A 24807-nucleotide genomic window follows, 5' to 3' on the forward strand; every position below is an offset into this window, starting at 1 on the left:
ACCCGCAGGCTCCCCGGCCTAAGTTAAGAAAGTTCTTCCAGAACCTTCAAAAGATACTTCCCATACTGATTCTTCAGCATCGGCTCTGCCAGTTCCCTCATCTTATCAGCCGTGATCCATCCTTTACGATATGCAATCCCTTCCAAACAAGCCACTTTCAGTCCTTGACGCTTCTCTATCACTTCAATAAATGTACTGGCTTCCGACAGAGAATCATGTGTACCAGTATCTAACCAAGCAAAGCCACGACCAAGTAATTGTACTTTCAATTCTTTATCATCTAAGAATTGTTGGTTGACAGTAGTAATCTCCAACTCTCCCCGTGCCGAGGGCTTTATATTTTTTGCTACTTCTACCACTTTATTCGGATAGAAATAAAGACCAACAACCGCATAGTTCGATTTGGGTTTTGCAGGCTTCTCTTCAATGCTTAATGCATTTCCTTCCTTATCAAAATCAACTACTCCATAACGTTCCGGATCACTTACCCAATATCCAAATACAGTTGCTTTAGCTTCTTCTTCAGCAGCTTTTACGGCATCAGCAAGCATTTTTGTAAATCCCTGACCATAGAAAATATTATCTCCAAGTACTAAACAGGCAGAATCATTTCCTATAAATTTCTCGCCGATAATAAAGGCTTGCGCTAAACCATCCGGAGAGGGTTGCTCGGCATATTCAAAACGAACGCCAAAGCTTGACCCATCGCCTAATAAACGTTGAAAGCCGGGTAGATCATCAGGGGTAGAGATGATTAGTATTTCCCGAATACCTGCAAGCATTAGTACAGAGATGGGGTAATAGATCATAGGTTTATCAAAAACCGGTAACATCTGCTTGCTTACTCCTTTAGTTATAGGATATAAACGAGTACCGGAGCCTCCGGCAAGAACAATTCCTTTCATGGGATTTGAATTTATGGATTTATTAGTTTTTAGGTTAGGAGGATGTTTTAATCGGTGAGATACCATTCATACATCCTCTCCACTCCTTCTTTAATTTCTATTTTATGCTTCCAACCTAATGAATGAAGTTTAGAAGGGTCTGTTAGTTTCTTCATTGTTCCATCCGGTTTGCTACTATCAAATCGGATTTCACCTCGATACCTTACTGTTTGTACAATCAGCTCTGACAGATCTTTAATACTGATATCTTTACCTGTACCAATATTAATATGACAATTACGTATTTCTTGATCTTTTCCTTTCAAATCATCAAAATTCACCTGTTCCATTACAAATACGCAGGCATCTGCCATCTCTTCGCTCCACAGAAACTCACGCATTGGGGTGCCAGTTCCCCATAATGTAACAGAATCTTCTCTTATGCCATACTTCTTCAATATCCGGTCAATCTCAGTTCCATCTCCTTGTCCGGATACACCTTCTACCGGGCGTCTATCAAAATCTTTTCTGATAGCCCCCCAATTTCCATTCATCAAACAATGAGCTAAATGTATCTTGCGGATCATGGCAGGTAACACATGGCTGCGCTCCAAATCAAAATTATCATTCGGTCCATAAAGGTTGGTTGGCATCACTGCTATATAGTTTGTACCATATTGCAGGTTAAAGCTCTCACACATTTTAAGTCCGGCTATTTTAGCAATGGCATAAGGTTCATTGGTATATTCCAAAGGGGCAGTAAGCAATTCACTTTCAGCCATTGGTTGGTTGGCTTCTTTGGGATAAATACAAGTACTTCCCAGAAATAACAACTTTTTCACATCATGCCGAAAGCTCTCACCAATAATATTTTGCTGAATCTGCAAGTTGTTGTAGATAAAATCGGCACGGTATGTATTATTTGCCATAATACCACCTACATGGGCAGCAGCCAGAAAAACATACTCAGGTTGCTCTTCATCAAAGAACTGCTTCACAGCCACCACATCCATCAAGTCCAACTCTTTATGTGTCTTTCCTATCACATTTTTATACCCTTTTTGTTGTAGGGTCTTAAAAATAGCAGAGCCGACCAATCCACGATGGCCGGCTATATATATTTTAGCGCTTTTGTTCATTCAATTCTCAATTTTCAACTCTCAATTTTCAATTTTCGTATGTAGCTTCTTAACAAACTTCATATCATGTGTTACCATGATTTTCACCAACTCTTCAAAACTTGTTTTGGTTGGGTTCCAACCTAACAGAGTTCTGGCTTTGGTGGGGTCGCCCAATAGCTCTTCCACCTCTGCCGGACGGAAGAATTTGGGGTCTACCTCTACCAGCACTTTTCCGGTAGCTGTATCTATCCCTTTCTCTTCTACGCCATTTCCTTCCCAACGCAACTCGATACCTACTTCTTTAAAAGCTAAGGTACAGAACTCGCGCACAGTATGGTATTCGCCAGTAGCAATTACAAAGTCTTCCGGTGTATCATGCTGCAGAATCAACCACATACACTCCACATAATCTTTGGCATATCCCCAGTCACGCAAAGAATCTAAGTTTCCTAAGTATAGTTTATCTTGATATCCTTGAGCGATACGTGCTGCTGCCAATGTAATCTTACGGGTTACAAAGGTTTCTCCACGTCTTTCACTTTCATGATTAAATAGGATACCATTTACAGCATACATACCATAGCTTTCACGGTAGTTTTTAGTAATCCAAAAACCATATTGTTTAGCCACCCCATAAGGAGAACGAGGATAGAAAGGAGTCGTTTCTTTTTGAGGAACTTCCTGTACTTTTCCATAAAGTTCGGAGGTAGAAGCTTGATATATTTTCGTTTTTTTCTCTAAACCCAGAATACGAATAGCTTCCAGCATGCGTAATGTGCCTACGGCATCTGCTTCTGCTGTATACTCAGGTACATCAAATGATACTTTTACGTGGCTTTGTGCGGCCAGGTTATAGATTTCGTCCGGCTGTACTTGTTGAATGATACGAATTAGGGAGCTACTGTCTGTCATATCTCCATAATGAAGATTAATCAAACGTTGTTGTTTCATATCGCGTACCCATTCATCTAAGTAGAGATGTTCGATACGAGCGGTGTTGAATGAGGAAGAACGACGGATGATACCATGAACTTCATATCCTTTTTCTAATAAAAATTCGGCAAGGAATGAGCCGTCTTGGCCGGTGATACCGGTGATTAGGGCTATTTTTTTCATTTATTTATAACATTCTTTGTTAGTTTATTTGCTTATATTATCTTGATCCAAACATTCAAAACATGAATTCTTACTAAGAAACTCAGGAACAATTTTTTTCATTGCTGCTACAATTTGCATTTGATCATACGTGTAACTCAAATCAATCAACCCCTGTAATAGTTCATTAACCTCGTTATAGTCATATTCGCGTACATTAGCAATCATTATTTTTTCATGATAGGTTGGTTTTGTTAGTTCCTTATCATTCAGCAATTCCTCATAGAGTTTCTCACCATGACGTAATCCTGTAAATTCAATTTTCACATCAGAACGTCCAGAAAGACTAATCATTCGTTTAGCCAAATCCACAATTTTCACAGGTTTTCCCATATCGAAAATATAGATTTCTCCACCATTTCCCATACTACCAGCTTCAAGCACTAACCTACATGCCTCAGGTATAGTCATAAAATACCGTATAATTTCCGGATGAGTAACAGTTACCGGACCTCCACGTTGTATTTGATCCCGGAAACGTGGTATAACTGAACCATTTGATCCAAGTACATTGCCAAATCGGGTAGTAATGAATTTTACAGAAGGTTTTCCTTCTATCTCTAGTTTCTTAGCTAAAGACTGCACATAAATTTCGGCTAATCTCTTCGAACATCCCATTACATTTGTAGGGTTCACAGCCTTATCTGTTGAAATCATCACAAATTTATCAGCTTCATATTTTACAGCCAAATCAGCAAGTATACGAGTACCACCCACATTTACCTGAACGGATTCAGAAACATTATCTTCCATCATTGGTACATGTTTATATGCTGCTGCATGAAAAATATATTGAGGTTTGAACTCTTTAAATATTTTTTCCATGCGAGTTTTATTGGTTATATCAGCCACTATGGTCTGTGTATTCAAATTACGCCAACGATCCTGTAATTCCAATCGAACATCATGCAATGGGGTTTCAGCCTGATCAATCAATAATAATTTATAAGGATTAAAATTTGCTACCTGCCGCATAATTTCACTTCCGATGGACCCCGCAGCCCCTGTTATCAATACACGCTTTCCTTCCAGATGAGATGCAATTTTCCTTAAATCCACCTCAATAGGTTTCCTTTGCAATAAATCCTCAATCTGAATTTCTTTTATTTGTGTAGGCTCCAATGTTGTGCTTTTCCATTCACGCAAAGGAGGAGCTGCCAGTAAACGTATGTTATGAGCTAATAGTTTATCTGTCATTTCAGATTCTTTCAAAGCATCCATTTTGGCAGGAGAAACTATAATTGTTTTTACCGATTTATTATCCAAGTGATCAAAAATACTATCATCATTAGGATACACATCTACCCCCATCATTACTTTGTTAATTAATTCAGGTTCATCGGCTATAAAACCACGCAAACGATAATGATTTCTAAGATTCACGCGCAAAGACTTTGCGATGTTTACCCCTGTCTCTTTGGCACCATAAATAAATACATTCATACGATGTCCATTATCGAAATTAAGCATTTCATAAAACATCTTCACCGCCACACGAGAGCAAGCCATCATAGAAAAATTCACAACGAAAGAAATTGCCAACACACTTGATCCTGCAATTTGTAGGCTTGCAAAGGAGTTCAAAAGAAGACTCACAATTATCAGCACTCCATAAGACACAGTCAACGATATAAATATACGCATTATATCTACAAATGAAGAAAAGCGTAACACATTGGAATATGTACGAAATACTCTGAAGAATATTAGATTAACAGCAACAGTCCACAATACTGTTTTTTGCACAACAGCTCCATCGGTAAACAAAGCTGAAAAATCATATCGCAGCACAAAAGCCAATAAACAAGAAAAAACAATAATAACTACATCAATCAACAAAATAGTCCAGATAGGCAATACATTAGAAGAAATATATTTCGAAAAAAAATTCAGTCTCATTTTTATCTGCATTTAACATTTAAGGTTTAGTAATCATTTTTCAGCGACATTATTTCAACACATCATCTGCACTAAGTGAAATATAAGGTCCATCTTTTACTTCAAAAATAACAGAATCAGAAGCCAACACTTCAATGGTATGCCATTGGCCTGCCGGGATATGAATACCATGATTTCCTTTCAACGGATTCAATATAGCAGTTTCTGTTACCTCCTTATTATCATTATAATAAAGTACTTTCAGTTCTCCCTGAAGCAAAATATACGTTTCTGCTGTATGCTGATGTCTATGAATTGGTAAATCTGTTCCTATCTGCAAAGCATTAAGCAAACGTTGAGCTGGTGCATCTAATGCATCATGAAAATTATAATTCATGCGCAAACGTTGACTTTCTTGTGCCTGTTGGCTTACTTTTGCCAATAATTGATTATCTATAAGTTGCATGTTTATTTTATTTCTGATTTATTCAAGTGTAAATAAAAGTAGCTTTTCATAAATAACACATAGACCAAACTTAATAAAAGAATAGTAGCTAACAGATAATAATATCCATAACCATACGAATGCACCATTACAAATCCTGCAATAATTATAGTTTGTATACACATATAAATAGTCGAAACGGCTATATGTGGCATTTTTAATTCATTAGCCAGAATCTGATATAAATGTTTTCTGTGTGGTAAACCAATGTTTTCATGAAGTAATATCCGGTGTACTATAGTTAATATAGAATCTACTCCGTAAACCACCAACAATATGATATAGCTGAAATCGTGTGTTACTAATATTAATTGTCCAATCAAAAAAACAATAGTGAAAGCTATGCTAATTGAACCAACATCACCGGCAAAACATTTTGCCTTCTTTCTGAAATTAAAGAAATTGAAAACCATTATAGCCAGGATCAATACACCTATAAATCGATTATCAATGAATGATATGATAAATTCATTGATGTATCCCAGCGCCAATAATACGATTAATGAATATCCACCGGTTATACCATTGATACCATCCATGAAATTATAAGCATTGATAATCCCAATGCAAAAAACTGTAGCAATAATCATATACCACCATGTCCATTGTGATTCAAGTGCGCCCCATTGATAAAACATGAATCCCATCCCAACAAAGTGAAAAACCAAACGTATTTTCTGAGATACCGAACGAATATCGTCAATGAAGCTAATAATTGTAATTAGTGTAAGGCCGATCATAAACCAAGGATATGCAAAGTGAGTAGATAGAGAATACGTTATTGCACCCAAATAGAAAATAATTCCTCCTCCTCGCAAAGTTATACGGGTATGGGAACTTCGTTCATTGGGTTTATCGATGATGTTATATTTATCTGCGATTTTGAAGTAAAGAAGTTCTGCCAAGAAGAGCAGAACAAATAGGATGATAAAGTACATGGCTTTTTACTTCTATTGTTATTCTGTGCCTAAATCCGAAAATGATTGGATAGTTTTAATCAGTCCGTTTTTCGCTGTAACCGGCATTTTTTCAATCTCTAATGCTTTTTTTATTTTTTCATTGGAAACAACATAATTTTCAGTTAACTTTTGCAATCTTTCTGTGTTTAAAGGTAAATGCAACCATGTTCCTATTCTTGCACAAGTAGTTATCAAGGAGGTATTTAGCTTCCAAATATGAGATTTCTTCCCCATAGCTCTACACATAACATCTATCAATTCATTTGTAGAAAGTGCTTCATCATCTGCTATATGGTATATACCAGAAAGCACATCTTTCAATATTAATGCATCAATGACATGGCATAAATTATCAATTGAAGTAAACGATCGTTTATTCTCAAAAGCACCAAGAGGCCAAGGAATTCCTTTTCGAATAACACTATACAATAAATTCAAATTCCCTTTATTACCTGGTCCATGAATCATACAAGGGCGAAGGATATATATTTGTTTTGAATTTATATCTAAATTATTCGAGCGGGAAAGAATATAGTCTTCTGCGGCTATTTTACTTTCGCCATAAGGTCCCACTGGATTTGGAATAACATCTTCGCTTAGAAGATCATCCAAAACAGTATCTGCTGCTGCCTTTACTGAACTAAAAAATACAAATTTCTTAGCTGTTGATTCTAGAAATAAATCGAATATTTTTTTAGTAAGTCCTGTATTTATATCAAAATACTCTTCAGCCTTAGATTGGTTCTTTGTATCATGTGCTTTACCTGCTAAATGAATGATTACATCGAATTGAGGTAAATTCTTCAAAGGAAAAGAAGTGGTTTCTATATCTTTCCAAGAATAAGTTTGCTTTATTTCATCTTTTAAAGGAGTTATGATATCTAATCCATAAAGAGAGTGTTTATTCTTTAAAGAAGAGACTAAATTTGAGCCCACAAAACCGTGAATACCAGTGATAAGTATATTCATAAAATCAAACTCTTATTTTTTCCTATACCACTATATTTAAAACCTAAATCTTTTAATTCTTTTTCATCATAGATATTACGACCATCTAAGATAAGAGGAGTATTCATTGTTCTTTTTATTACTCCCCAGCTAGGTAAGCGAAACTCCTTCCATTCTGTAACCAATATCAATGCATCAGCATCCAAAACTGCATCATACATACATGAAGCATATTCAACAATCTCACCAATTTTACGTTTACATTCATTCATAGCAATTGGATCATAGACTTTAACAATGGCACCAGCATTTACCATCATATCTATTAAAACTAATGAAGGAGCTTCACGCATATCATCTGTTTCTGGTTTAAAAGCCAATCCCCATAAAGCAAAACGTTTTCCACGCAAATTACCTTTAAAATATTGCAATAATTTCTGAAAAAGGATTCTTTTCTGCTTTTCATTTACTTCTTCCACAGCATTTAAAACTTTCATGGAATATCCTTCTCTTTCTGCCGTTTTTATCAACGCTTTCACATCTTTAGGAAAACATGAGCCACCATACCCACAACCTGGATAAAGAAACTTATGACCAATTCTAGTATCAGCGCCAATGCCTTTACGAACCATATTCACATCAGCACCTACAAGTTCACATAAATTTGCAATATCATTCATAAAACTAATCCGTGTAGCTAACATTGAGTTGGCAGCATATTTAATCATTTCAGCCGAAGGTACATCCGTAAAAATCAGTCGGTAATTATTCATCATAAAAGGTTTGTACAATTTCCCCATGAGTTCCTTAGCTTTTTCTGAATCAACCCCAACAACAACTCTATCAGGTTTCATGAAATCATCAATGGCATCTCCTTCTTTCAGAAATTCCGGATTAGATGCTACATCAAATTTAACACTTACTCCTCTTTTATCTAATTCTTCTTGTATAGTTGCTTTAACCTTCTGCGCAGTTCCTACAGGAACAGTACTTTTAGTCACCACAAGTATATATTTATTTAGATGCTTACCTATAGAACGTGCGACTTCAAGTACATATTTCAAATCAGCGCTTCCATCTTCATCTGGTGGGGTACCAACAGCACTAAACACAATTTCGACATCATCCAAACATGAAGTTAAATCTGTTGTAAAGTTCAAACGTCCAGCCTGATGATTTCTCATTACCATCTCATCTAAACTTGGTTCATAAATAGGAAGTATACCTTTCTTTAAATTGTTAATTTTTTCTTCAAGTACATCAATACAAGTTACATGAACTCCCATCTCAGAAAAACAAGTACCTGTTACTAATCCAACATAACCAGTGCCAACAATTGCAATATTCATAAATTATAATATTTTTTAAACCATTCTACCGTTTTTTCAATTCCTCTATATAGTGATGTATTGGGTCTAAAACCAATTGCGCTTTCCAATAAAGTTGTATCTGCATTTGTTTGATAAACATCTCCCGGCTGCATAGGCAAAAATACTTTTTTTGCCTCGAGCCCTACTGTATTTTCTATTATTTGTATATAATCCATAAGCTTTACTGGATGTGAATTCCCTATGTTGAAAATTTTATATGGAGCACTTGATGAATTAGGCATAGGATAATTTGCATCCCAGCCTATATCTGGAGCAGGAATAGAATCTATCACTCTAATTACACCCTCCACAATATCATCAATATATGTAAAATCACGCAACATATCCCCTTTGTTAAATATTTTTATAGACTTACCTCTTAATATCGAATCTATAAAAAGGAATGGAGACATATCTGGCCTACCCCAAGGTCCATACACAGTAAAAAAGCGTAATCCTGTTGAAGGTATCTTATACAAATAACTGTATGTATGCGCCATTAACTCATTTGACTTTTTTGTAGCAGCATATAAACTTACCGGATGAGCGATACTATCTTTTTCTGAAAATGGAGTTTTTCCATTTAAGCCATAAACACTACTAGAACTAGCATATACTAAATGATTAACTGGATAATGCCGACAACCTTCTAGTATATTTAAAAAACCATTTATATTACTATCCAAATATGCACAAGGATTTTCCAATGAGTATCTAACCCCAGCTTGTGCACCTAAATGACAAACTATATCAAATTTTTCATTAGCAAAAAGCATTTGAATAGCCTGCTTATCATTCAGATTTATCTGAATAAACCGAAATTTAGAGAATAAATGACTTTGAATAAATTCATACCATCTAATCTTATCTTGATTTATTCCTAAAAAAGATAATCTATCATATTTAAGTTGAACATCATAATAATCATTCAGATTATCTAATCCAACAACAATATTATTATGTTCAAGCAGTCTTCTACAAACATAGGAACCAATAAAGCCTGCTGCACCAGTAACCAAAATTTTCATACTCTAACTGTTTGATAATGCTTTATATATATCTAAATGTTTCTGAATAACATTCGCAATTGAGAAATCTCTTTCTGCCAAGGATCTAGAGTTTTGCCCCATTTTCTTTCTTAGCTCTTTATTTTCGAATAAAAGTTTTAATTTCTCTGCTAACAGATCACTGTTTTTCACAGGGATAAGATATCCATTAATTCCATCTTCAACAGTCTCTTTACAGCCAATTGATTGGGTTGTTATGATAGGACGCCCAACTGCCGTAGCTTCAATTAATGATTTCGGCAATCCCTCTTTATAATATGAAGGAAAAGCTACAATATGGGAACTTTGCAATAATTCAAAAATATCAGACCTGTATCCTAACCATTGTATATATTCTCCATCACAAACAGCTCTCAACTCTTCTTCTTTTATTGCATTAGGGCTATCGTCAATTCCTCCACAAATTATAAATTCAACTTTATTCTGATACTCTTTCTTCAATTTCTGCGCAGCATCAATTAATACAAAAATCCCTTTCTCAACAAGCATTCTTGCAGTTAATAACACTCTTATTTTCTCTGATACTGGCTCTGAAGTATAAAAAAATTTATTTAAATCAACACCTGAACCTTTAATCAGATATGCCTGTTCATTTTTTATTATAGCTTTATTAATGAATAAAGATTTATCCTCATTATTTTGAAAAATAACAGCCACTTTTTTACATTGGTGAGAATACTGTAGTATTTTGGGTACCATTTTTGAAATCAATGATCTATTCTCTGTAGAGAAAATTATACCCAAACCACTTACAGCATTTACAATTCCAGGCAACTTTGCCAATTTGGCAGCCAATGTTCCCCACAAAATAGTTTTCAACCCTACATGGTGTACGATTTGCGGTTTTTCTTTTTTGTATAGTTTGTAAAGAAAACTACAAACATACAACTCTTTCAAGATATTTCGCCCAGAACGACTCATTGGCAAATCAATCACGGTTAAGCCTAAATGTTGAATTTCGCTCTTCTTTCCTGTATCTTTTGTTACAATAGTAACATCATATCCTTCTTTTTGAGCTTCAAGGGCTATTTCTTTTCGATGCGAAAGGAAAAACCAATCAACATTAACTACAAGAAAAAGTTTCATAAAATCGATCCATTAAACATTACAGCTCCCATGAGACATCTTCTTTTACACATTTCACAGGATTTCCAGCATAAACACAATTCTCAACACTCAATTTTCGAGTTAAAACAACATTTGCTCCAATAACAACATTATTGGGAATTACAGTTCCTTTCAGGATCAAACATCTACAACCAATCCAGACATGATTACCTATAACAATTGATGAAGGCGTATTTAATATTTGATCATTTGAGTTTATAATCTTATGAAAATCTGTATCCATAATTAAAATATCCCATGACAACAAACAATCATTTCCAAATTCAATATTAGAGACACAAATTATAGATGATGCTGCCGATATCATAAAATTCCGTCCAAAAACAAGTACCCCTTTATCTCCAACGGATATTTTCGTTCCATGTCCAATATTAGCTTTACCTCTAAATATTACTGTTCCGCGAACATCCCAAATACTTCTTGTCTTCTTTTCATCAAATATGCCAACATTACCAAAACCAATTTTTATCATACCAGGAATGATATTACAATCCAAAATAATCTTCCCAGCAAATCCACGTAAATATACTTTCTTCGAAAGAAGAATAGGCATCTTTATAGCTTGCTTGAATGGCAAATATTTCAGATTAAAATATACCGATCTAGCACTTATACTCAATATGTTACATAGACTCTTAATCATGTGAGTTGCAATTCATCAAACTTTCATAAATGTTAATATATTTATCTACCATACTATTAATATTATATTCTTCCGAGCGCTTAATACATCTTTTAGAAATCATTTTATAGTATGATTTATTATTTAAGAGTATGTCTATCTTACAAGCAAGTTCCTTATAATCTCCAACTTCAAACAAGAGCCCTGCACCTTCTACAACCTGCTTCAACCCATCAACATTTGATGCTATTATTGGCTTCCCTCCAGCCATAAATTCAACCGCAGTCAGTCCAAAACCTTCCCAAATTGAAGATTGCACTCCAATATATGATTCTGCTATCAATTTGGGTATATCACTTCTATTCCCCAAGAACTTGATCCGGTCATAAAGATCACTTTCTTTTGCCATTTTTTTACATTTTTCCAGATTAGGACCTTCCCCAGCAAAAAAGACATATACATCAGGGGTTTTTATATATTCTAAAGCACGTATTAATGAAACTTGATCCTTTTGATCAGAAAATCTCGAAACCATTAATATATTTTTTTTCTCTTGATTTTCTTGACCAATGTAGAAAGAGTAATCTGTCAGATTTACACCATTCTCAATAATAACAAATTGAGAATTCTCATTTTTTATATTTAGCCATTTCAAGAGTTTATCTTGAGTTTGAGTACTTATTGAAATTATTCGCTTATATCTACCGTATATAAAACGCTCCACATTTCTTAATTTTTTTCTGTTTCTACGTTTATTATGAGTACTATGTTCTGTGTAGACCAATCTTAAAGAAGGAAAAAAGAAGCTTAACAATGAAACTATATATAAAGCAGGGAACAAATGAACATGAGCAATATCCCATTTGTTAAGGATTCGCACCAAAGTAATAAAGACTTTTATTGAAAATTTCGTCTTTGTATCCAAAGAAATAATTTCTATACCAGCATCTTCTATTTTTCGTTCAAAATCGTTATGTAATCTAAAAAAAACGAGCACTGAGACATCAAGACCTCTATTCATTGTTAATGGCAATATTTCTGACAATAACCTTTGAGCTCCCCCAATCTCCAATGAATAAATTACATGCACAACTTTCACTTTACTAGAAATCTAAAATTGGATATTTTCAAATATTTAATATTCCTAAGAACAAAATGCCCCCAAGATACCAGAAAAAGCATTTTCCTATATACGTATGGAATCTTATCATACGAATTTTTTCGTAATACGAAATTTATTTCTTCATTAATCGCACCTGAAGAGGTTATGCTTTCTGAATGTACCCTAAACCCCATAATATCCACATCTGAGTATTTAAATCTATTTTGGCTAAATAGTCTAAGTACATAATCATAATCAGCGGCAGCTTTAAGATTTACATAATCATAATCTCCGGCTTTCAAACAAGCACTTCGTGACACAAATAATGTGCCATGCCCCACAAAAGTTAATTTCTTCGAACAAAGGAGTGTCTTATAGTTGGTCGGTATACCTTTTTTCTTCTTTATAAATTTATTATCTGCATCATATTTTAATAAATTTCCATATATTCCTGAATAGCTATTCTTCTCCTTCTTCAATTCATCAACAAGGCGCTCTATTACATGCTCATTTAAATAAAAATCATCTGAATTTAAAATTGCAATATAATCCCCAGTAGCTTTTTTCATTCCCTTATTTATTGCATCATACATATTTTTGTCTGGTTCAGAAACAAAATATGATATTCTACTCAAATATTGCTGAATTATATTAATAGTGCTGTCAGTTGAATTTCCATCAATTATTATATATTCAATATTATGATACGTCTGATTAAGAACACTTTCAATAGTATTCTTAATATAACGTTCACTGTTATAACAAACTGTAATTACACTAATCTTCAACATTCTTATTATATTTAACACAATAAAGCAATGATAGCAATAGCCAAAACCATGGGTAAATTATCATATCTACAAACATCAAATGGACTACAGAAGTAACAAAAGAGATAACAAAACAACACCTCCATCTATAGTCTTCTATACTTAAGATAACTGAAAAATGATTAATCAAAAATGTGACAAAAAGTATTAATCCCAAAATCCCAGTACTCATCAACACTACAAGGTATGAAGATATAAATGAACCTATTCCTAGTGTTTCATGAGCAGCGGGTCCATATCCAATAAACAAATTAACCCCTTTCAAATATGGAAGTATCCCTTCAAATCGACTGGTTCTTTCATTCATTGAAGTGCTACCATCCAACTTAATATTTACTACCTCCAAAGCTTGATCAATAAAGGTAGATAAAAATAGAGACGCTAGTACAATACTAATCAAAATAAAAAATGTTTTTTTAAAAAAAACAGCAGCACTCTCCGAATAAACTATAAAATAATAAAAAAAGACTATTAACGACATTAATAATGCAACAAAACCATAAGCACTAAATGTCACAAATAAAGATATTACAACTACTGATACATATATAATTCTTACCACTTTCTTTTTTTTTGAATTTATAAATATCCAACCTATAGATATAGGAGCAAAACATTCAAGAAAAAAAGAAAATTGCCCAGACTCTTCCATAAAAGATCTTGCTCTAATAAAAGTTAGAGCTAAAGGTTGATATTCCTCCACGCTACCACGAGGAATATATAAATTTAAATCTATTCCTGAAAAATTAACTGCAAAAAACTCAAATATGGCAAATACAGATGCAAAGAATACAGTAAAAGACAGAACATTAAAAATCTTATAAAAAAAAACAGAAGATAAACTTATTACATATAACAATGTTTTTTTTACCACAAAATAAAAAATAAAAAAAGACCAAGTCCACATCACCCAGTGGTTCAAAGCTTTATTTGCTTCAGAAAATAAAAAGAGAGAAAAAGTTAGTATAGCCCAAATTATATATAACAAACTTGGCTTTAGTATTATTTTATGCCATTTTACATGACAAAAGAAAACAACACATAATATTAATGATATAAAAGTAGGAATATTCACAAAAGATGAGACAGCAAATGCGTTTGTAAAAACAGAACAAAAAATAAAACACAATATAATATTCTGTGCAATCTGCATTAACGCTCATTTTTCTTTATTACTCTACATGGATTTCCTGCTGCTATACAATCATTAGGAATATCTTTTGTCACAACACTACCACTACCAATTACAGCTCGGTCTCCGATTCTAACCCCCTTTAATATTATGGTTCTTGTTCCTATTAAAACATCATTTCCAATAAATATCGGACTTTTCTTAGTATTCAACAAATCATTATTTGTACTATGTCGATCAAGATAATTAAGACTATGAGCGTCACTATCTAAAATAATACAATCACCTCCTATTTTCACATTATCACCAATATTTACATATTCATTAACCCACAAACACGCAGAACTTATTCCTACATTATTACCAATAATAAGTTTAGCATTTGGATTTACTCTTATACAACCTCTTATATTTCTTGATAATGGATTATAAGCATTTGCACTAGTGAAAAAGAAATCATTACCAATATGTACACTTCCACCTCTTCCTAATTGAAGAAAAATTCGATCATAAATCCGTAAATTAGAACCAAAATTCACACCAACAACGTTAAATAGCAAACGATTCCAAATTATATAAAAGTGTGAAGTCAATCTTCTCGGAAATCGAAAAAAACGTCCCAAATAGTAATGAATACCCATATTACAAAACTATAAAATTATCTATATTCTTCCATCAAATCGCGCATAACATTCAGAAAGCCATTGCCATATTTTAAATCTGGTTCCAAATAATTACCTTCCCCCCATTCATTCCATGCTTTAATAAATAATATATTATGGCGACTATCTTTAGTATTTTCTGTCATACGCATTAAAACATTTCCCAACAGCTCACCCCATTTTTCTGGAGTAGAATTCGTTAAAATGAGTCCATTTTTTTGACTTCTTGGCGAATGATCAAAGTTTGGCAAAACACAAGGATAAAGTTGTTTTTTCTTAAAATCCACATGATTTAATAAATATTTGGTGTATTCTTCATATTTATATTTCCGAGGAATACCTAAGATTTTTTTTATCAACTTCCTAAAGCAAACACTAAAAAAAATACGATCATCAAATATACCTTTTATGCAATCATATGTAACAGCATCAAAACCTAATTTTAAAAATAACTCTATATCTTCCTCAAAGAAGGTAAAAGCCACAAAATGAATGCCAGATAAACCATTCTTCAATGCTAATTCATTCCATAAACAAATAAATTCTTTAACATTTGGTATATCCTTAGGAGCAAATATAGCAAATAAAGGTTTATTATCAACTCTTATATATCTTTCATCTCGAAATGCTGGCAAAAGGGCATAAAAATGATTTATATAATCTTCACGCCCTGGATATTCTTGCTTTATCAACAGTTTGTCTGCTATATCTGCTTTCCATGTTTTTGCATACCAAGAATGATTTGCCCAGCATAAGCAGAAAGGAAAATCAGGCTTACCTGTCTCTAATACTTCTTCAAATACTCTATCCAAAAGTCGATATCCAGAAAACCAATAATGCCAATAACAAAAGCCTTCTATTCCAGCATCTGCTGCCAACTTTGCTTGTTCAATTCTTACCTCTGGAATTCTCAGATCATAATATCCTAAATCTGTAGGAACTTTGGGTTGATAATGTCCTTTAAACAATGGCTGAGCCTTACCTACATTTGTCCATTCCGTAAATCCTTTTCCCCACCATTCATCATTTTCAGGAGTAGGATAAAATTGGGGCAAATAGAACGATATTAATCTTGGTTTATTCATAATCTTCTTTCTATACGAGTAAATAATCCTACTAAAAGTCCTTTTAGATAGGATTCAATTTTAACTTTTTTATTCTTTTCTAACAATAAAATCTTAAATGGCCACTTTAATAAAACTGAATAAAAAAACCACTTCTTTTTATCTTTAGGCATAATATGTGAATATTCTCTCCATAAAAATATATGATTCCGGATAATATAGTATATTCTAAAAGAAGAATAGTTTGATATATAAATTCCAAACTTAGTTTTACTAGTATCTCCAAACCTCTGAATAATTAAACTATCAGAAATCAGTAACGTTTTCACATCATTTATGTGACAACGATAACAAAACTCTGTATCAATAGCATCAATAAAATATTGTTCCTTAAAAAAACCAACAACGGAGAAAATTCTTAAATCATAAATAGCTCCTGATGTTATCGGATCTAAATAAAAAATATTACCATTTTTAGGGAAACGATTATTCGGATTCGGAGTATAACACATAGGATTGTTTTGATCAACATTTTGCCCCACAGTATATATATACTTTCTAAAATCATTAAAAAGGCTATCCTGATCCATTGTTAACAAATGAGAATAGCCTTTCTCAATTCCCCATTTTGCTATGACATTTAAAGGATATGCAATACCTTCATTTTTCATAGTTCCTTTATACATAATTTTGTTTTCATAATCTGCAAAATGTATAGAATATTTTTCTCGCTCAAAAACAGGAGTATTTTCCCATATTACTAATTTATCAACAAAATCTATGTATTTTAAAATATTCTCACGAAGAAGCGCCAGATCCGGATAATAGGTAATAACAACTGCCAACAATTTCATAACTTCTTTTTCTTAAAAAAAGAACCTATAGTTCTGAATTCTCGGATATTAAAAAGATGTCCTATTGAAAAATAAAACATTATTCCTACCATGAAACCAACTATAATTTTCCAAACTTCATTATCAATAACCGATATAGATATTTTCATTACTATTCCCATAAGACAGGAAAGAACAAAAATAGGAAGTATTTCTTTGATCTGAGCCACATAACCTGTTGGCACAACACGTTTTACAAAAGCTATAATAATAACAATATCCAAAATACTATAAAACAAAATCCCCCAACACAAAACCTCAACACCAAAAGGTAAAGTTAGAAATAAAATAATTATTGCTATTATTTTTTTTATTATTTCTGCTTTAAAAAAATAATCACTCCTACCTCTAACATTTAGCATTTGATTATTTATCATCATTATTGGGCTCCACATATAAGCAATACATATAATTGACAATAATTTTGCTGAAGGCAACCATTTATCCGTTAAAATTAACAAAATTAAAGAATCAGAGAGCACTGAAATTCCTATCATCAATGGGAATATAATAAAACATGAAAATCTTAAATATTTTTTAAAGGACACTAACAATTTCACCATATCATCTTGGAATTCGCATTGAATTGGATAAATAGCTCGAGTTATCACTTGTACTATATTACTTGATGAGAATAATGCTATTGAGTTTGCTCTATTGTAGAATCCAACATCAGTTGCAGAATACACCTTTCCAATAACTAGGCTATACAAATTTACATAAATGGTATGAAGCAACCCTGACATCAGTAATTTTGATCCAAAAGCGAAAAGTTTTTTAGCCGATTTTATTGAGAAAATAAACTGAGGCAACCATTTAGCAAAAATCCATAACAATATCACACCTAATAAATTATTTAATAATGTTTGTACAACCAAAGCCCAAACTCCATATCCTTGATAAGCTAAGTATATACCAATTATCCCACTTAAGCTTACAGAAATCAAAGAAGCTTTTGCCTGAGTTTTAAAATCTAACTTTATAACTAATCTTGCTCGCTGCACAACTGAGAAAGCTAAAATGACAACGTTCAATCCAATACATCTAGACAATAAGATTAATTGTGGTTCCTCATAAAACGAAGCTATGAAAGGAGAAGCGATCCATAACAAAAAATATGCTATAACAGAAATAAATATATTTATAAAAAAAACGGTTGAATAATCAATTGCAGTTCTATTTTTTTTTTGTATTAAAGCACTTGAAAAACCACTATCAACAAAACTTTGCGCGATAGCCAAAAAAACACCTAACATTGCAATTAGCCCAAACTCTGATGGGTAAACAAAACGAGCGATAACAACACCTATTACAAATTGCATTCCTTGTACAGAAAAACGATCAATGGCACTCCACAATAGTCCTTTAACAGATTTACTTTTCAACATATTGAAATATTTACAAGAAAACAATCACACATTTATGAATGCCTAATACTTTTTGCTTTTCAGTTCTTATCTTATATTTAGACTTCCTACCAATACATTAATTGAGTTCTGTTCATTGAAATCCAAAAGCTAATTATTTACATATTGGTTCATTAGTTTATAAATTGAAATTCTCAACTACACAACCTTCACCTTCTCCACAAACCTCTTCGGCACCCTCACCGTCACCGCCATCACCTGCGGAATTCTTATCATCACATGCGTTTTATTCGCTATGCTCATCAGTTCTCCTTCAATACCACAGAAATCTCCCTTTACCACTCGTACTTTTTCTCCTACTGTAAATGGCTCAGTCTCAACGCTTACGCCATCGGGAGCTATATCCATTACAAACATAAAATCTTTCATCTGTCTGTCTGGTACAACTAACATAGAATGAGTAGATAAATCTTTCATGTAGAAGAGTTGCACGCCGTAGTCATTGGCTATAGAGCAAGCCCTATCTTTAGTGGCTCTAACAAATATCACATTCCGGATAACAGGCACTTCCACCATCTTTCGGCGATATTTCAACTCTCTAACTATTTTTCTGGTAGGCAGGAAGTATTCAACATTCAACTTTTTCAACGCATCACGAACAGCAAACTCCTGATCCCTACGAGTACGGGCAGCAAACCAAAACTCCTGTTGCTCAGCCATTTGCAATTATATTTCGTGGTTATTTTGATTGTTTTTAGAACGCTTCGCGTTTTGGACAAGACATTAAAATCCTGTTCAAAACGACTCATTTTTTACACCAAAACAGAATGATTTGCTTTCTCAAAAGCACAAAATATCACTCTATTTACTGATTAAAGACACAAAGTTAAAATCTTTTCAATAAAGAACAAAATTATTCTTAAAGGAATCGAAAATATTAACGATAAAAAAAGCAAGCACCCACAGATAGGGGCTATGCTTTAAGTACGAACACAACAACCTACAGAACCACCTTTTTTTTAGTTAAAACGAGAGGTTCACACTCCCAAAAAGTGCTTGTTTTCCATCTCCTAATTCTTGCTGCATAATAAGAACGCGCCCGCGCGCCCGTTTCCCTGTTCTTTTAAAACCTTTTTTTATGCATTAGCGGAGGTGGTACCACCTCTAAACAGGTATGAAAAAAAAGAAAAGATATATATATTTAAGTTTATAGTTTTTAGTTTATAGTTTAAAGTTGAGAGTTAGCATGTAGCTTTATAAACTTTAAACTATAAACTTCAAACTATAAACTAAAAAAAAATATTTTTGCAGCTTTTTTAATTTAAAATTGAATTTATGACTAAAAAATCTCTAAAACAGTAAAAACCGTACAGCTGACAGATGCAAATTGCATCATTATGGTAAACAAGAAAACAGAGGAAGTAAACAGAATCCTTCGTATGGTAGAGTATAACTCACAAAGAATAGTGATAAATGCTGATAGAGAGCAAATTATTGAGTTGTTTCTCCGGCTGGCAGATAATGAGCCAAATCGAGAAAAGCCCCGCAGTGTACGAGAGATTACACGCATCATAGACCTGGTGTTCGACTTCCGTACACTGAAGAACCCGGAACAGAGTCTTGGTATTCAATCTCTTGAAACTCTGATACATACTTATATCAAAGAAAAGAACGAAAAAGAGTATGGTATTGAGTAACAATTAGTTAGAATATTGATGGCAAATATCTCTATTTGATCATTCCATTTCAAAGACGGATATTTGCCAAATAATAATCAAAACGTATCCACAGGGGATGCATAAAACACAAAACGTATGAAAGAAATTAATGTAACAGCCTACCAAGGGTTTAGCAAAGTAACCGGTCATATCACCATCGAGCAACTTGTTTTGATGATACAATCCGACAAATACGCCAAATCTATCAGCAAAATTCAACGACTGATTTCCTCCGGAAAATTAGAGGAGGCAAACCGGGTAAAGAGGCAACTGGACTTTTTTACGATCACCACACTGTATCACCACGAACGACAACCCCACAGCATTGCCGCTTATAACGACCTGATTACAATTGACATTGACGGATTGAGCAATGAAGAGGTCTTCCGCTTGCGTCCGCTCATAGAACAAGATCCGACTACTATTTTTTGTTTCCTGACTGTGAAGCAACATGGCTTCAAAATTATCGCTCACCTAAAAACACCCAGTGCTCAAACACTAAGAGATTTATACCTGAAAGGCACAGAGTTAACTTACAGCAAACTGGAAGATTACCATGAACAGATGTACCGGTTAACTCGACTTCACTATGAGCAAATACCCGGAATTACCGTCGACACTTCGGGCAAAGATCTTTCAAGAGGAATATTTGCCTCTTATGACCCATTGGCTTTCTTCTCTCCCGAACGATTAGAGCAAGCCTGCCAGAACAAAATTCCGCCTATCACACAATTGCCGGAACCTACTGTCAAAAAAAGGATTAAACAAACTACCCGAAGTGTGACTCCCGCCACTACCGACAGCATCGATCCGGGCATCCGCCTTGCCTACCGCAAGTGTGTAAAAGCCATTGAAAAAGAGTATACTTATACCGAAGGACAGTACAACACGTTTCTTTTTGCCCTGGGCAACAAATGTATGAAACGAAAATTATCGATGGAAATCGTACAGCAACTGGCAGCCGAAGAGTTTGGAGAAGGAGGCAGATGGAATACCGATGAACCCATCCGAAATGCGTATACCTACACCGATAAAACCGAAAAGGCCGAAAAAGACAAAACACCACCTTCTCAGCGGGCACTGGAATATCTGGACGAACACTTTTTATTCCGGAGAAATGTAATCCTGGAACGATTGGAAATGAAAGAGAAAGAAGCAGAAAACACCACTTTCCGAACCATGCGCCTCAAAGACTTTAATACCATCTTCCTCCATATCTGTCGGGCCGGTATTCCGCTTTCACAGCAAAACCTCAAAGCCATTATCGATTCGGAATACACGCGAGATTATAATCCTATCACCGGATACTTCGCCCAGCTACCACCTTGGGACGAAAAGACCGACTATATTGGTCAGCTGGCAACCACCATCGAAACAGACGACTCGGAGTTTTGGAACGATGCCCTGCGCCGCTGGATCACCGGAATGACAGCCTGCGCCATGGGATTACAGGAAGCCAACCAGTTGGTACTCTTATTACATGGCGGGCAAGGCAAAGGAAAAAGCACTTGGATACGCCACCTGTTGCCTCCCACCCTCAAAGAATATTACCGAAACGGCATGATTGATCCGGGAAACAAAGATGATATGATGATGCTCGCTACGCGTCTGCTCATTAATATGGAAGAATTTGAGGGGGTTAAACAAAGCGATATCGCAGAACTGAAACGCATCATCGCCCTCGAAAACATCACGCTCCGTAAACCTTACGACATACAAGCACATTCCTATCCTCGCAAAGCCTCCTTCATTGGGAGTACAAATAATCTTCAATTCCTGAAAGACAACACCGGTTCCAGGCGTTTCCTGGTAGTTTCGGTAAAAAAGATCGATTACAAATCTCCCATTAATCACACAGGAATCTTTAGCCAGGCCCGATTCTTGGCAGAGAATGATTTTCAATACTGGTACGAAGGTAACGAGGTGGACACAATCAATGCCCGGAATGAAAAACATCGCATCAAAGATCCGTTGGAAGAAAACCTCTACATCTTCTTTCGAAAGGCCACAGAAAGATCATTAGACACCAAATGGAAACCTGCTGCCGCCATCCTGGCTTTCTTAAGCATACATGGACGCACACTGGCAAACGCCCAAGCCCAACAGATACTAGTACACATACTGGAAAGAGACGGATTCCGGAAAAGAAAAAATGAACTGGGAATCACCGAGTATGGCGTTATCATGTTATCTCCGGAAGAGATAGATATGAATGCGCGCAAACAGCAAGAAAAACCGATTGAGAAAACAGGGGAGTTGCCGTTTTGAGAGGAGAGGTTCACCTGTGTGATGCCCCACCTACCCCCAGTCGCTTCGCTTCACTGGGGGTTATTCAAATTTTACCCCAAGGGGTAATTGCTAATAATCCAGGTTAGAATTATTTTCCTCTGTGTCCTCAGTGTCCTCTGTGGTGAAACCCATTGCCTTATCCCCACAATCCATCACCTTATCCCCCTTAATGCATTGCTTTCTCCTCATAACTCAATGCTTTACGGTTCTCCCAAATACTTTACAATAATCCCCACTTCCTTTGGAGTAAACGTTCTCCGGTATTTATTATAACGAACGGCTTCCAGTTCCGCCATCAGTAGTTCATTCTCTTTCATCCAGCGGGAAAGGGTTTTCAAGGCAACCGTAATACAAGACGTAGGATTATATAAAGTGGCTAATTCCGCCTTTGTATAGGCTCTGGGCTGGAAGTTACTTTCTTCAGTTACAAGCTGTTTCATTAGGACATATACACATAATTATTCACCCATAAAGATAGTAAAATATCCTTTTAAATCACAGTATTTTCCCCTATTTTTCCAACAACTCTCCTAAACTCCCGAAACCCGATTTCATAGAAAAGCCACCCATTACTTTTGCAAAGAGAAAAGGGATAAGAAACCATCAAAACTTACCTTCTCTCTCATTTTTAATTCTTAATTATTAATTCTAAATTATTAAAACCATGCCCGTACCCTACAAAAAAATGAAGCGTAAGGATCCTCGAAATGCAGCATCCAACTTCAAGTACTATCCACAACTGGTTACCTTGGGTAACAGTGCCGATCTGGATGATGTGGCCTATTTGATGAAAGAAGCCAGCTCCCTCTCTCTGGGAGACATCAAGAGTGTATTAACCAATTTTTCCGAGTGTATGCGCACGTTGCTCTATGGAGGTCAGTCGGTCAACATCAAAGACTTTGGCGTGTTCAGCCTTGGTGCCCGTACCTTCGGCTCGGAAAGCGAAAAAGAGTGTGGTGTGAAAAACATCAAAACCGTAAAAATCAATTTCCGTGCGTCCAACAGCGTAAAACCCAACTTAAACTCTACACGCGCCGGCGACCGTATTAAATTTTACGATGTGGCAACCGGAGTAACCGAGGAAGTCAAAGATGATAACGGAGACAACACCGGGGGAGGAAATGGCGACAATGGCGGAGGTGATGAATTTATTGATCCATCGGCATAAAGTAGTAAGATATGTATCCGTGTTTTAAAATCCGTGCAATCTGTATCATCCGTGTCTAAAAAAACATCTTCTACAAACTCAAAACTTTAAACTACAAACTTTAAACTCAAATGAAACCAATTATTCAAAAACTATTAGAATGCCTCCTTGCCATTCTTCCTTTCCTAAAGAAAAAGAATGCCAAAGAACTAAAAGAGTTCAGCGACTTAGTAATGAGTCAGTACACCTTCCTGATGGAACAGGTGGAAAGAATGTTGAAAGACTATTTTCTGCTAAGCAACAAGGTAACAGAGATGCATAGCGAATTATTCCGGCTACGAGAAGAAGTACTGCAAGCCCAACAAGAAAGATGCAGTGTACACAATTGCCCTCAACGTTCGTAAAAAAACAACTATTATGAGACAAATCAATTTAATCGTCATTCACTGTTCTGCTACGCGCGAAGACAGGTGTTATACGGAACACGACTTAGATAGAGACCACCGTCGCCGTGGTTTTAACGGTACCGGCTACCACTACTATATCCGCAAAGATGGACAGATAATAAATACACGCCCCATTGAAAGGATAGGCGCACATGCCAAAGGATATAACCAACACTCCATCGGGATTTGTTATGAGGGAGGCTTAGATAGCCAAGGAAAGCCCAAAGACACTCGTACGGAGCTACAAAAGCGCTCTCTTAGAATTGTAACCGGTGGACTACTTGCTGAATTTCCCCACTGCCGGATATGCGGACACCGCGATTTAAGCCCGGATCTGAATGGCAATGGAGAGATAGAACCGGAGGAGTGGATTAAAGCATGTCCGTGTTTTGAGGTTGAGAGTTGAGAGAAAACCGTAATTATATGCAAAATATATACATTGCAATTTCCAAAAGATTCTTTTTCCAAAAATTAGAAGAAAGTAAAATTGTAATTTTCACATCAAAAAGAAACAAAAACA

General features: G+C 35.0%; 25 protein-coding genes. 5 read left to right on the top strand and 20 right to left on the bottom strand.

Features of this window, described 5'->3' with window-relative positions; translation table 11 throughout:
- Nucleotides 1-23: 23 nt before the first annotated feature.
- The 19 genes from rfbA to D0T60_RS06840 all read right to left on the bottom strand — a co-directional run bounded on the left by rfbA (nucleotide 24) and on the right by D0T60_RS06840 (nucleotide 19407).
- Nucleotides 24-905: a glucose-1-phosphate thymidylyltransferase RfbA gene (gene rfbA, locus D0T60_RS06750; RefSeq protein WP_163217397.1), complete on the bottom strand. Its 882-nt coding sequence runs from the start codon at nucleotides 903-905 to the stop codon at nucleotides 24-26.
- Nucleotides 906-952: 47 nt separating this feature from the next.
- The gene (locus D0T60_RS06755; RefSeq protein ID WP_163217398.1) at nucleotides 953-2023 is read right to left on the bottom strand and encodes a GDP-L-fucose synthase; all 1071 of its coding nucleotides are present in this window, start codon (nucleotides 2021-2023) and stop codon (nucleotides 953-955) included.
- Between the two features lie 21 nt (nucleotides 2024-2044).
- A complete protein-coding gene (gene gmd, locus D0T60_RS06760) occupies nucleotides 2045-3121 on the bottom strand; it encodes a GDP-mannose 4,6-dehydratase (protein ID WP_163217399.1) in 1077 nt (358 codons plus the stop codon).
- A 24-nt stretch (nucleotides 3122-3145) separates the two neighbouring features.
- Nucleotides 3146-5059: a nucleoside-diphosphate sugar epimerase/dehydratase gene (locus D0T60_RS06765; protein WP_163217400.1), complete on the bottom strand. Its 1914-nt coding sequence runs from the start codon at nucleotides 5057-5059 to the stop codon at nucleotides 3146-3148.
- A gap of 49 nt (nucleotides 5060-5108) precedes the next feature.
- The gene (locus D0T60_RS06770) at nucleotides 5109-5504 is read right to left on the bottom strand and encodes a WbuC family cupin fold metalloprotein (RefSeq protein WP_163217401.1); all 396 of its coding nucleotides are present in this window, start codon (nucleotides 5502-5504) and stop codon (nucleotides 5109-5111) included.
- Between the two features lie 2 nt (nucleotides 5505-5506).
- On the bottom strand, nucleotides 5507-6481 hold the full coding sequence (locus tag D0T60_RS06775; protein WP_163217402.1) for a glycosyltransferase family 4 protein: 975 nt from the start codon (nucleotides 6479-6481) through the stop codon (nucleotides 5507-5509).
- Nucleotides 6482-6499: 18 nt separating this feature from the next.
- Complete coding sequence (locus D0T60_RS06780) at nucleotides 6500-7471, bottom strand: NAD-dependent epimerase/dehydratase family protein (protein ID WP_163217403.1); 972 nt, start codon at nucleotides 7469-7471, stop codon at nucleotides 6500-6502.
- The gene (locus tag D0T60_RS06785) at nucleotides 7468-8799 is read right to left on the bottom strand and encodes a UDP-glucose/GDP-mannose dehydrogenase family protein (protein WP_163217404.1); all 1332 of its coding nucleotides are present in this window, start codon (nucleotides 8797-8799) and stop codon (nucleotides 7468-7470) included. Before D0T60_RS06785 ends, D0T60_RS06780 begins: the two co-directional genes overlap by 4 nt.
- The gene (locus tag D0T60_RS06790; RefSeq protein ID WP_163217405.1) at nucleotides 8796-9848 is read right to left on the bottom strand and encodes an NAD-dependent epimerase; all 1053 of its coding nucleotides are present in this window, start codon (nucleotides 9846-9848) and stop codon (nucleotides 8796-8798) included. The genes D0T60_RS06785 and D0T60_RS06790 overlap by 4 nt, the downstream gene beginning before the upstream one ends.
- 3 nt (nucleotides 9849-9851) lie before the next feature.
- Nucleotides 9852-10973, bottom strand: coding sequence for a glycosyltransferase family 4 protein (locus D0T60_RS06795; RefSeq protein WP_163217406.1), 1122 nt, complete (start codon nucleotides 10971-10973; stop codon nucleotides 9852-9854).
- Nucleotides 10974-10992: 19 nt separating this feature from the next.
- Entirely contained in the window at nucleotides 10993-11568 is a 576-nt protein-coding gene (locus D0T60_RS06800; protein WP_203558296.1) for a hypothetical protein, read from the bottom strand.
- 82 nt (nucleotides 11569-11650) lie between these two features.
- Nucleotides 11651-12736, bottom strand: a complete 1086-nt coding sequence (locus tag D0T60_RS06805; RefSeq protein WP_163217407.1) for a glycosyltransferase family 4 protein — start codon at nucleotides 12734-12736, stop codon at nucleotides 11651-11653.
- Entirely contained in the window at nucleotides 12733-13530 is a 798-nt protein-coding gene (locus D0T60_RS06810; RefSeq protein ID WP_203558297.1) for a glycosyltransferase family 2 protein, read from the bottom strand. Before D0T60_RS06810 ends, D0T60_RS06805 begins: the two co-directional genes overlap by 4 nt.
- Nucleotides 13517-14722 (bottom strand): hypothetical protein, encoded by a 1206-nt coding sequence (locus tag D0T60_RS06815; protein ID WP_163217408.1) that lies wholly within the window; start codon nucleotides 14720-14722, stop codon nucleotides 13517-13519. Before D0T60_RS06815 ends, D0T60_RS06810 begins: the two co-directional genes overlap by 14 nt.
- Nucleotides 14722-15342 carry an acyltransferase gene (locus D0T60_RS18995; protein WP_163217409.1) on the bottom strand — a complete coding sequence of 207 codons (621 nt, stop codon included), beginning with the start codon at nucleotides 15340-15342 and terminating at the stop codon, nucleotides 14722-14724. Before D0T60_RS18995 ends, D0T60_RS06815 begins: the two co-directional genes overlap by 1 nt.
- Nucleotides 15343-15359: 17 nt before the next feature.
- Nucleotides 15360-16448 carry a glycoside hydrolase family 99-like domain-containing protein gene (locus D0T60_RS06825; protein WP_163217410.1) on the bottom strand — a complete coding sequence of 363 codons (1089 nt, stop codon included), beginning with the start codon at nucleotides 16446-16448 and terminating at the stop codon, nucleotides 15360-15362.
- Nucleotides 16445-17281, bottom strand: a complete 837-nt coding sequence (locus tag D0T60_RS06830; RefSeq protein ID WP_163217411.1) for a hypothetical protein — start codon at nucleotides 17279-17281, stop codon at nucleotides 16445-16447. The genes D0T60_RS06825 and D0T60_RS06830 overlap by 4 nt, the downstream gene beginning before the upstream one ends.
- The gene (locus D0T60_RS06835; RefSeq protein WP_203558298.1) at nucleotides 17278-18708 is read right to left on the bottom strand and encodes a lipopolysaccharide biosynthesis protein; all 1431 of its coding nucleotides are present in this window, start codon (nucleotides 18706-18708) and stop codon (nucleotides 17278-17280) included. The genes D0T60_RS06830 and D0T60_RS06835 overlap by 4 nt, the downstream gene beginning before the upstream one ends.
- A 177-nt stretch (nucleotides 18709-18885) precedes the next feature.
- Nucleotides 18886-19407 (bottom strand): UpxY family transcription antiterminator, encoded by a 522-nt coding sequence (locus tag D0T60_RS06840; protein WP_163217412.1) that lies wholly within the window; start codon nucleotides 19405-19407, stop codon nucleotides 18886-18888.
- Between the two features lie 677 nt (nucleotides 19408-20084).
- Here D0T60_RS06840 and D0T60_RS06845 point away from each other — a divergent pair.
- Nucleotides 20085-20384: a hypothetical protein gene (locus D0T60_RS06845; protein ID WP_163217413.1), complete on the top strand. Its 300-nt coding sequence runs from the start codon at nucleotides 20085-20087 to the stop codon at nucleotides 20382-20384.
- 117 nt (nucleotides 20385-20501) lie between these two features.
- The gene (locus D0T60_RS06850; protein ID WP_163217414.1) at nucleotides 20502-22673 is read left to right on the top strand and encodes a VapE domain-containing protein; all 2172 of its coding nucleotides are present in this window, start codon (nucleotides 20502-20504) and stop codon (nucleotides 22671-22673) included.
- Nucleotides 22674-22894: 221 nt separating this feature from the next.
- Here the strand turns inward: D0T60_RS06850 and D0T60_RS06855 are convergent, their stop codons facing one another.
- Complete coding sequence (locus tag D0T60_RS06855) at nucleotides 22895-23134, bottom strand: DUF4248 domain-containing protein (RefSeq protein ID WP_163217415.1); 240 nt, start codon at nucleotides 23132-23134, stop codon at nucleotides 22895-22897.
- A 224-nt stretch (nucleotides 23135-23358) separates the two neighbouring features.
- Here D0T60_RS06855 and D0T60_RS06860 point away from each other — a divergent pair, with 224 nt between their 5' ends.
- The 3 genes from D0T60_RS06860 to D0T60_RS06870 all read left to right on the top strand — a co-directional run bounded on the left by D0T60_RS06860 (nucleotide 23359) and on the right by D0T60_RS06870 (nucleotide 24693).
- On the top strand, nucleotides 23359-23862 hold the full coding sequence (locus tag D0T60_RS06860) for an HU family DNA-binding protein (RefSeq protein ID WP_163217416.1): 504 nt from the start codon (nucleotides 23359-23361) through the stop codon (nucleotides 23860-23862).
- A 110-nt stretch (nucleotides 23863-23972) separates the two neighbouring features.
- Nucleotides 23973-24245, top strand: a complete 273-nt coding sequence (locus D0T60_RS06865) for a hypothetical protein (protein ID WP_203558299.1) — start codon at nucleotides 23973-23975, stop codon at nucleotides 24243-24245.
- A 13-nt stretch (nucleotides 24246-24258) separates the two neighbouring features.
- Nucleotides 24259-24693 carry an N-acetylmuramoyl-L-alanine amidase gene (locus D0T60_RS06870; RefSeq protein WP_163217417.1) on the top strand — a complete coding sequence of 145 codons (435 nt, stop codon included), beginning with the start codon at nucleotides 24259-24261 and terminating at the stop codon, nucleotides 24691-24693.
- The last annotated feature ends 114 nt before the right edge of the window (nucleotides 24694-24807 follow it).

Origin of the sequence: Bacteroides sp. 224, from assembly GCF_010500995.1 — a bacterium.
GTDB lineage: Bacteria > Bacteroidota > Bacteroidia > Bacteroidales > Bacteroidaceae > Bacteroides.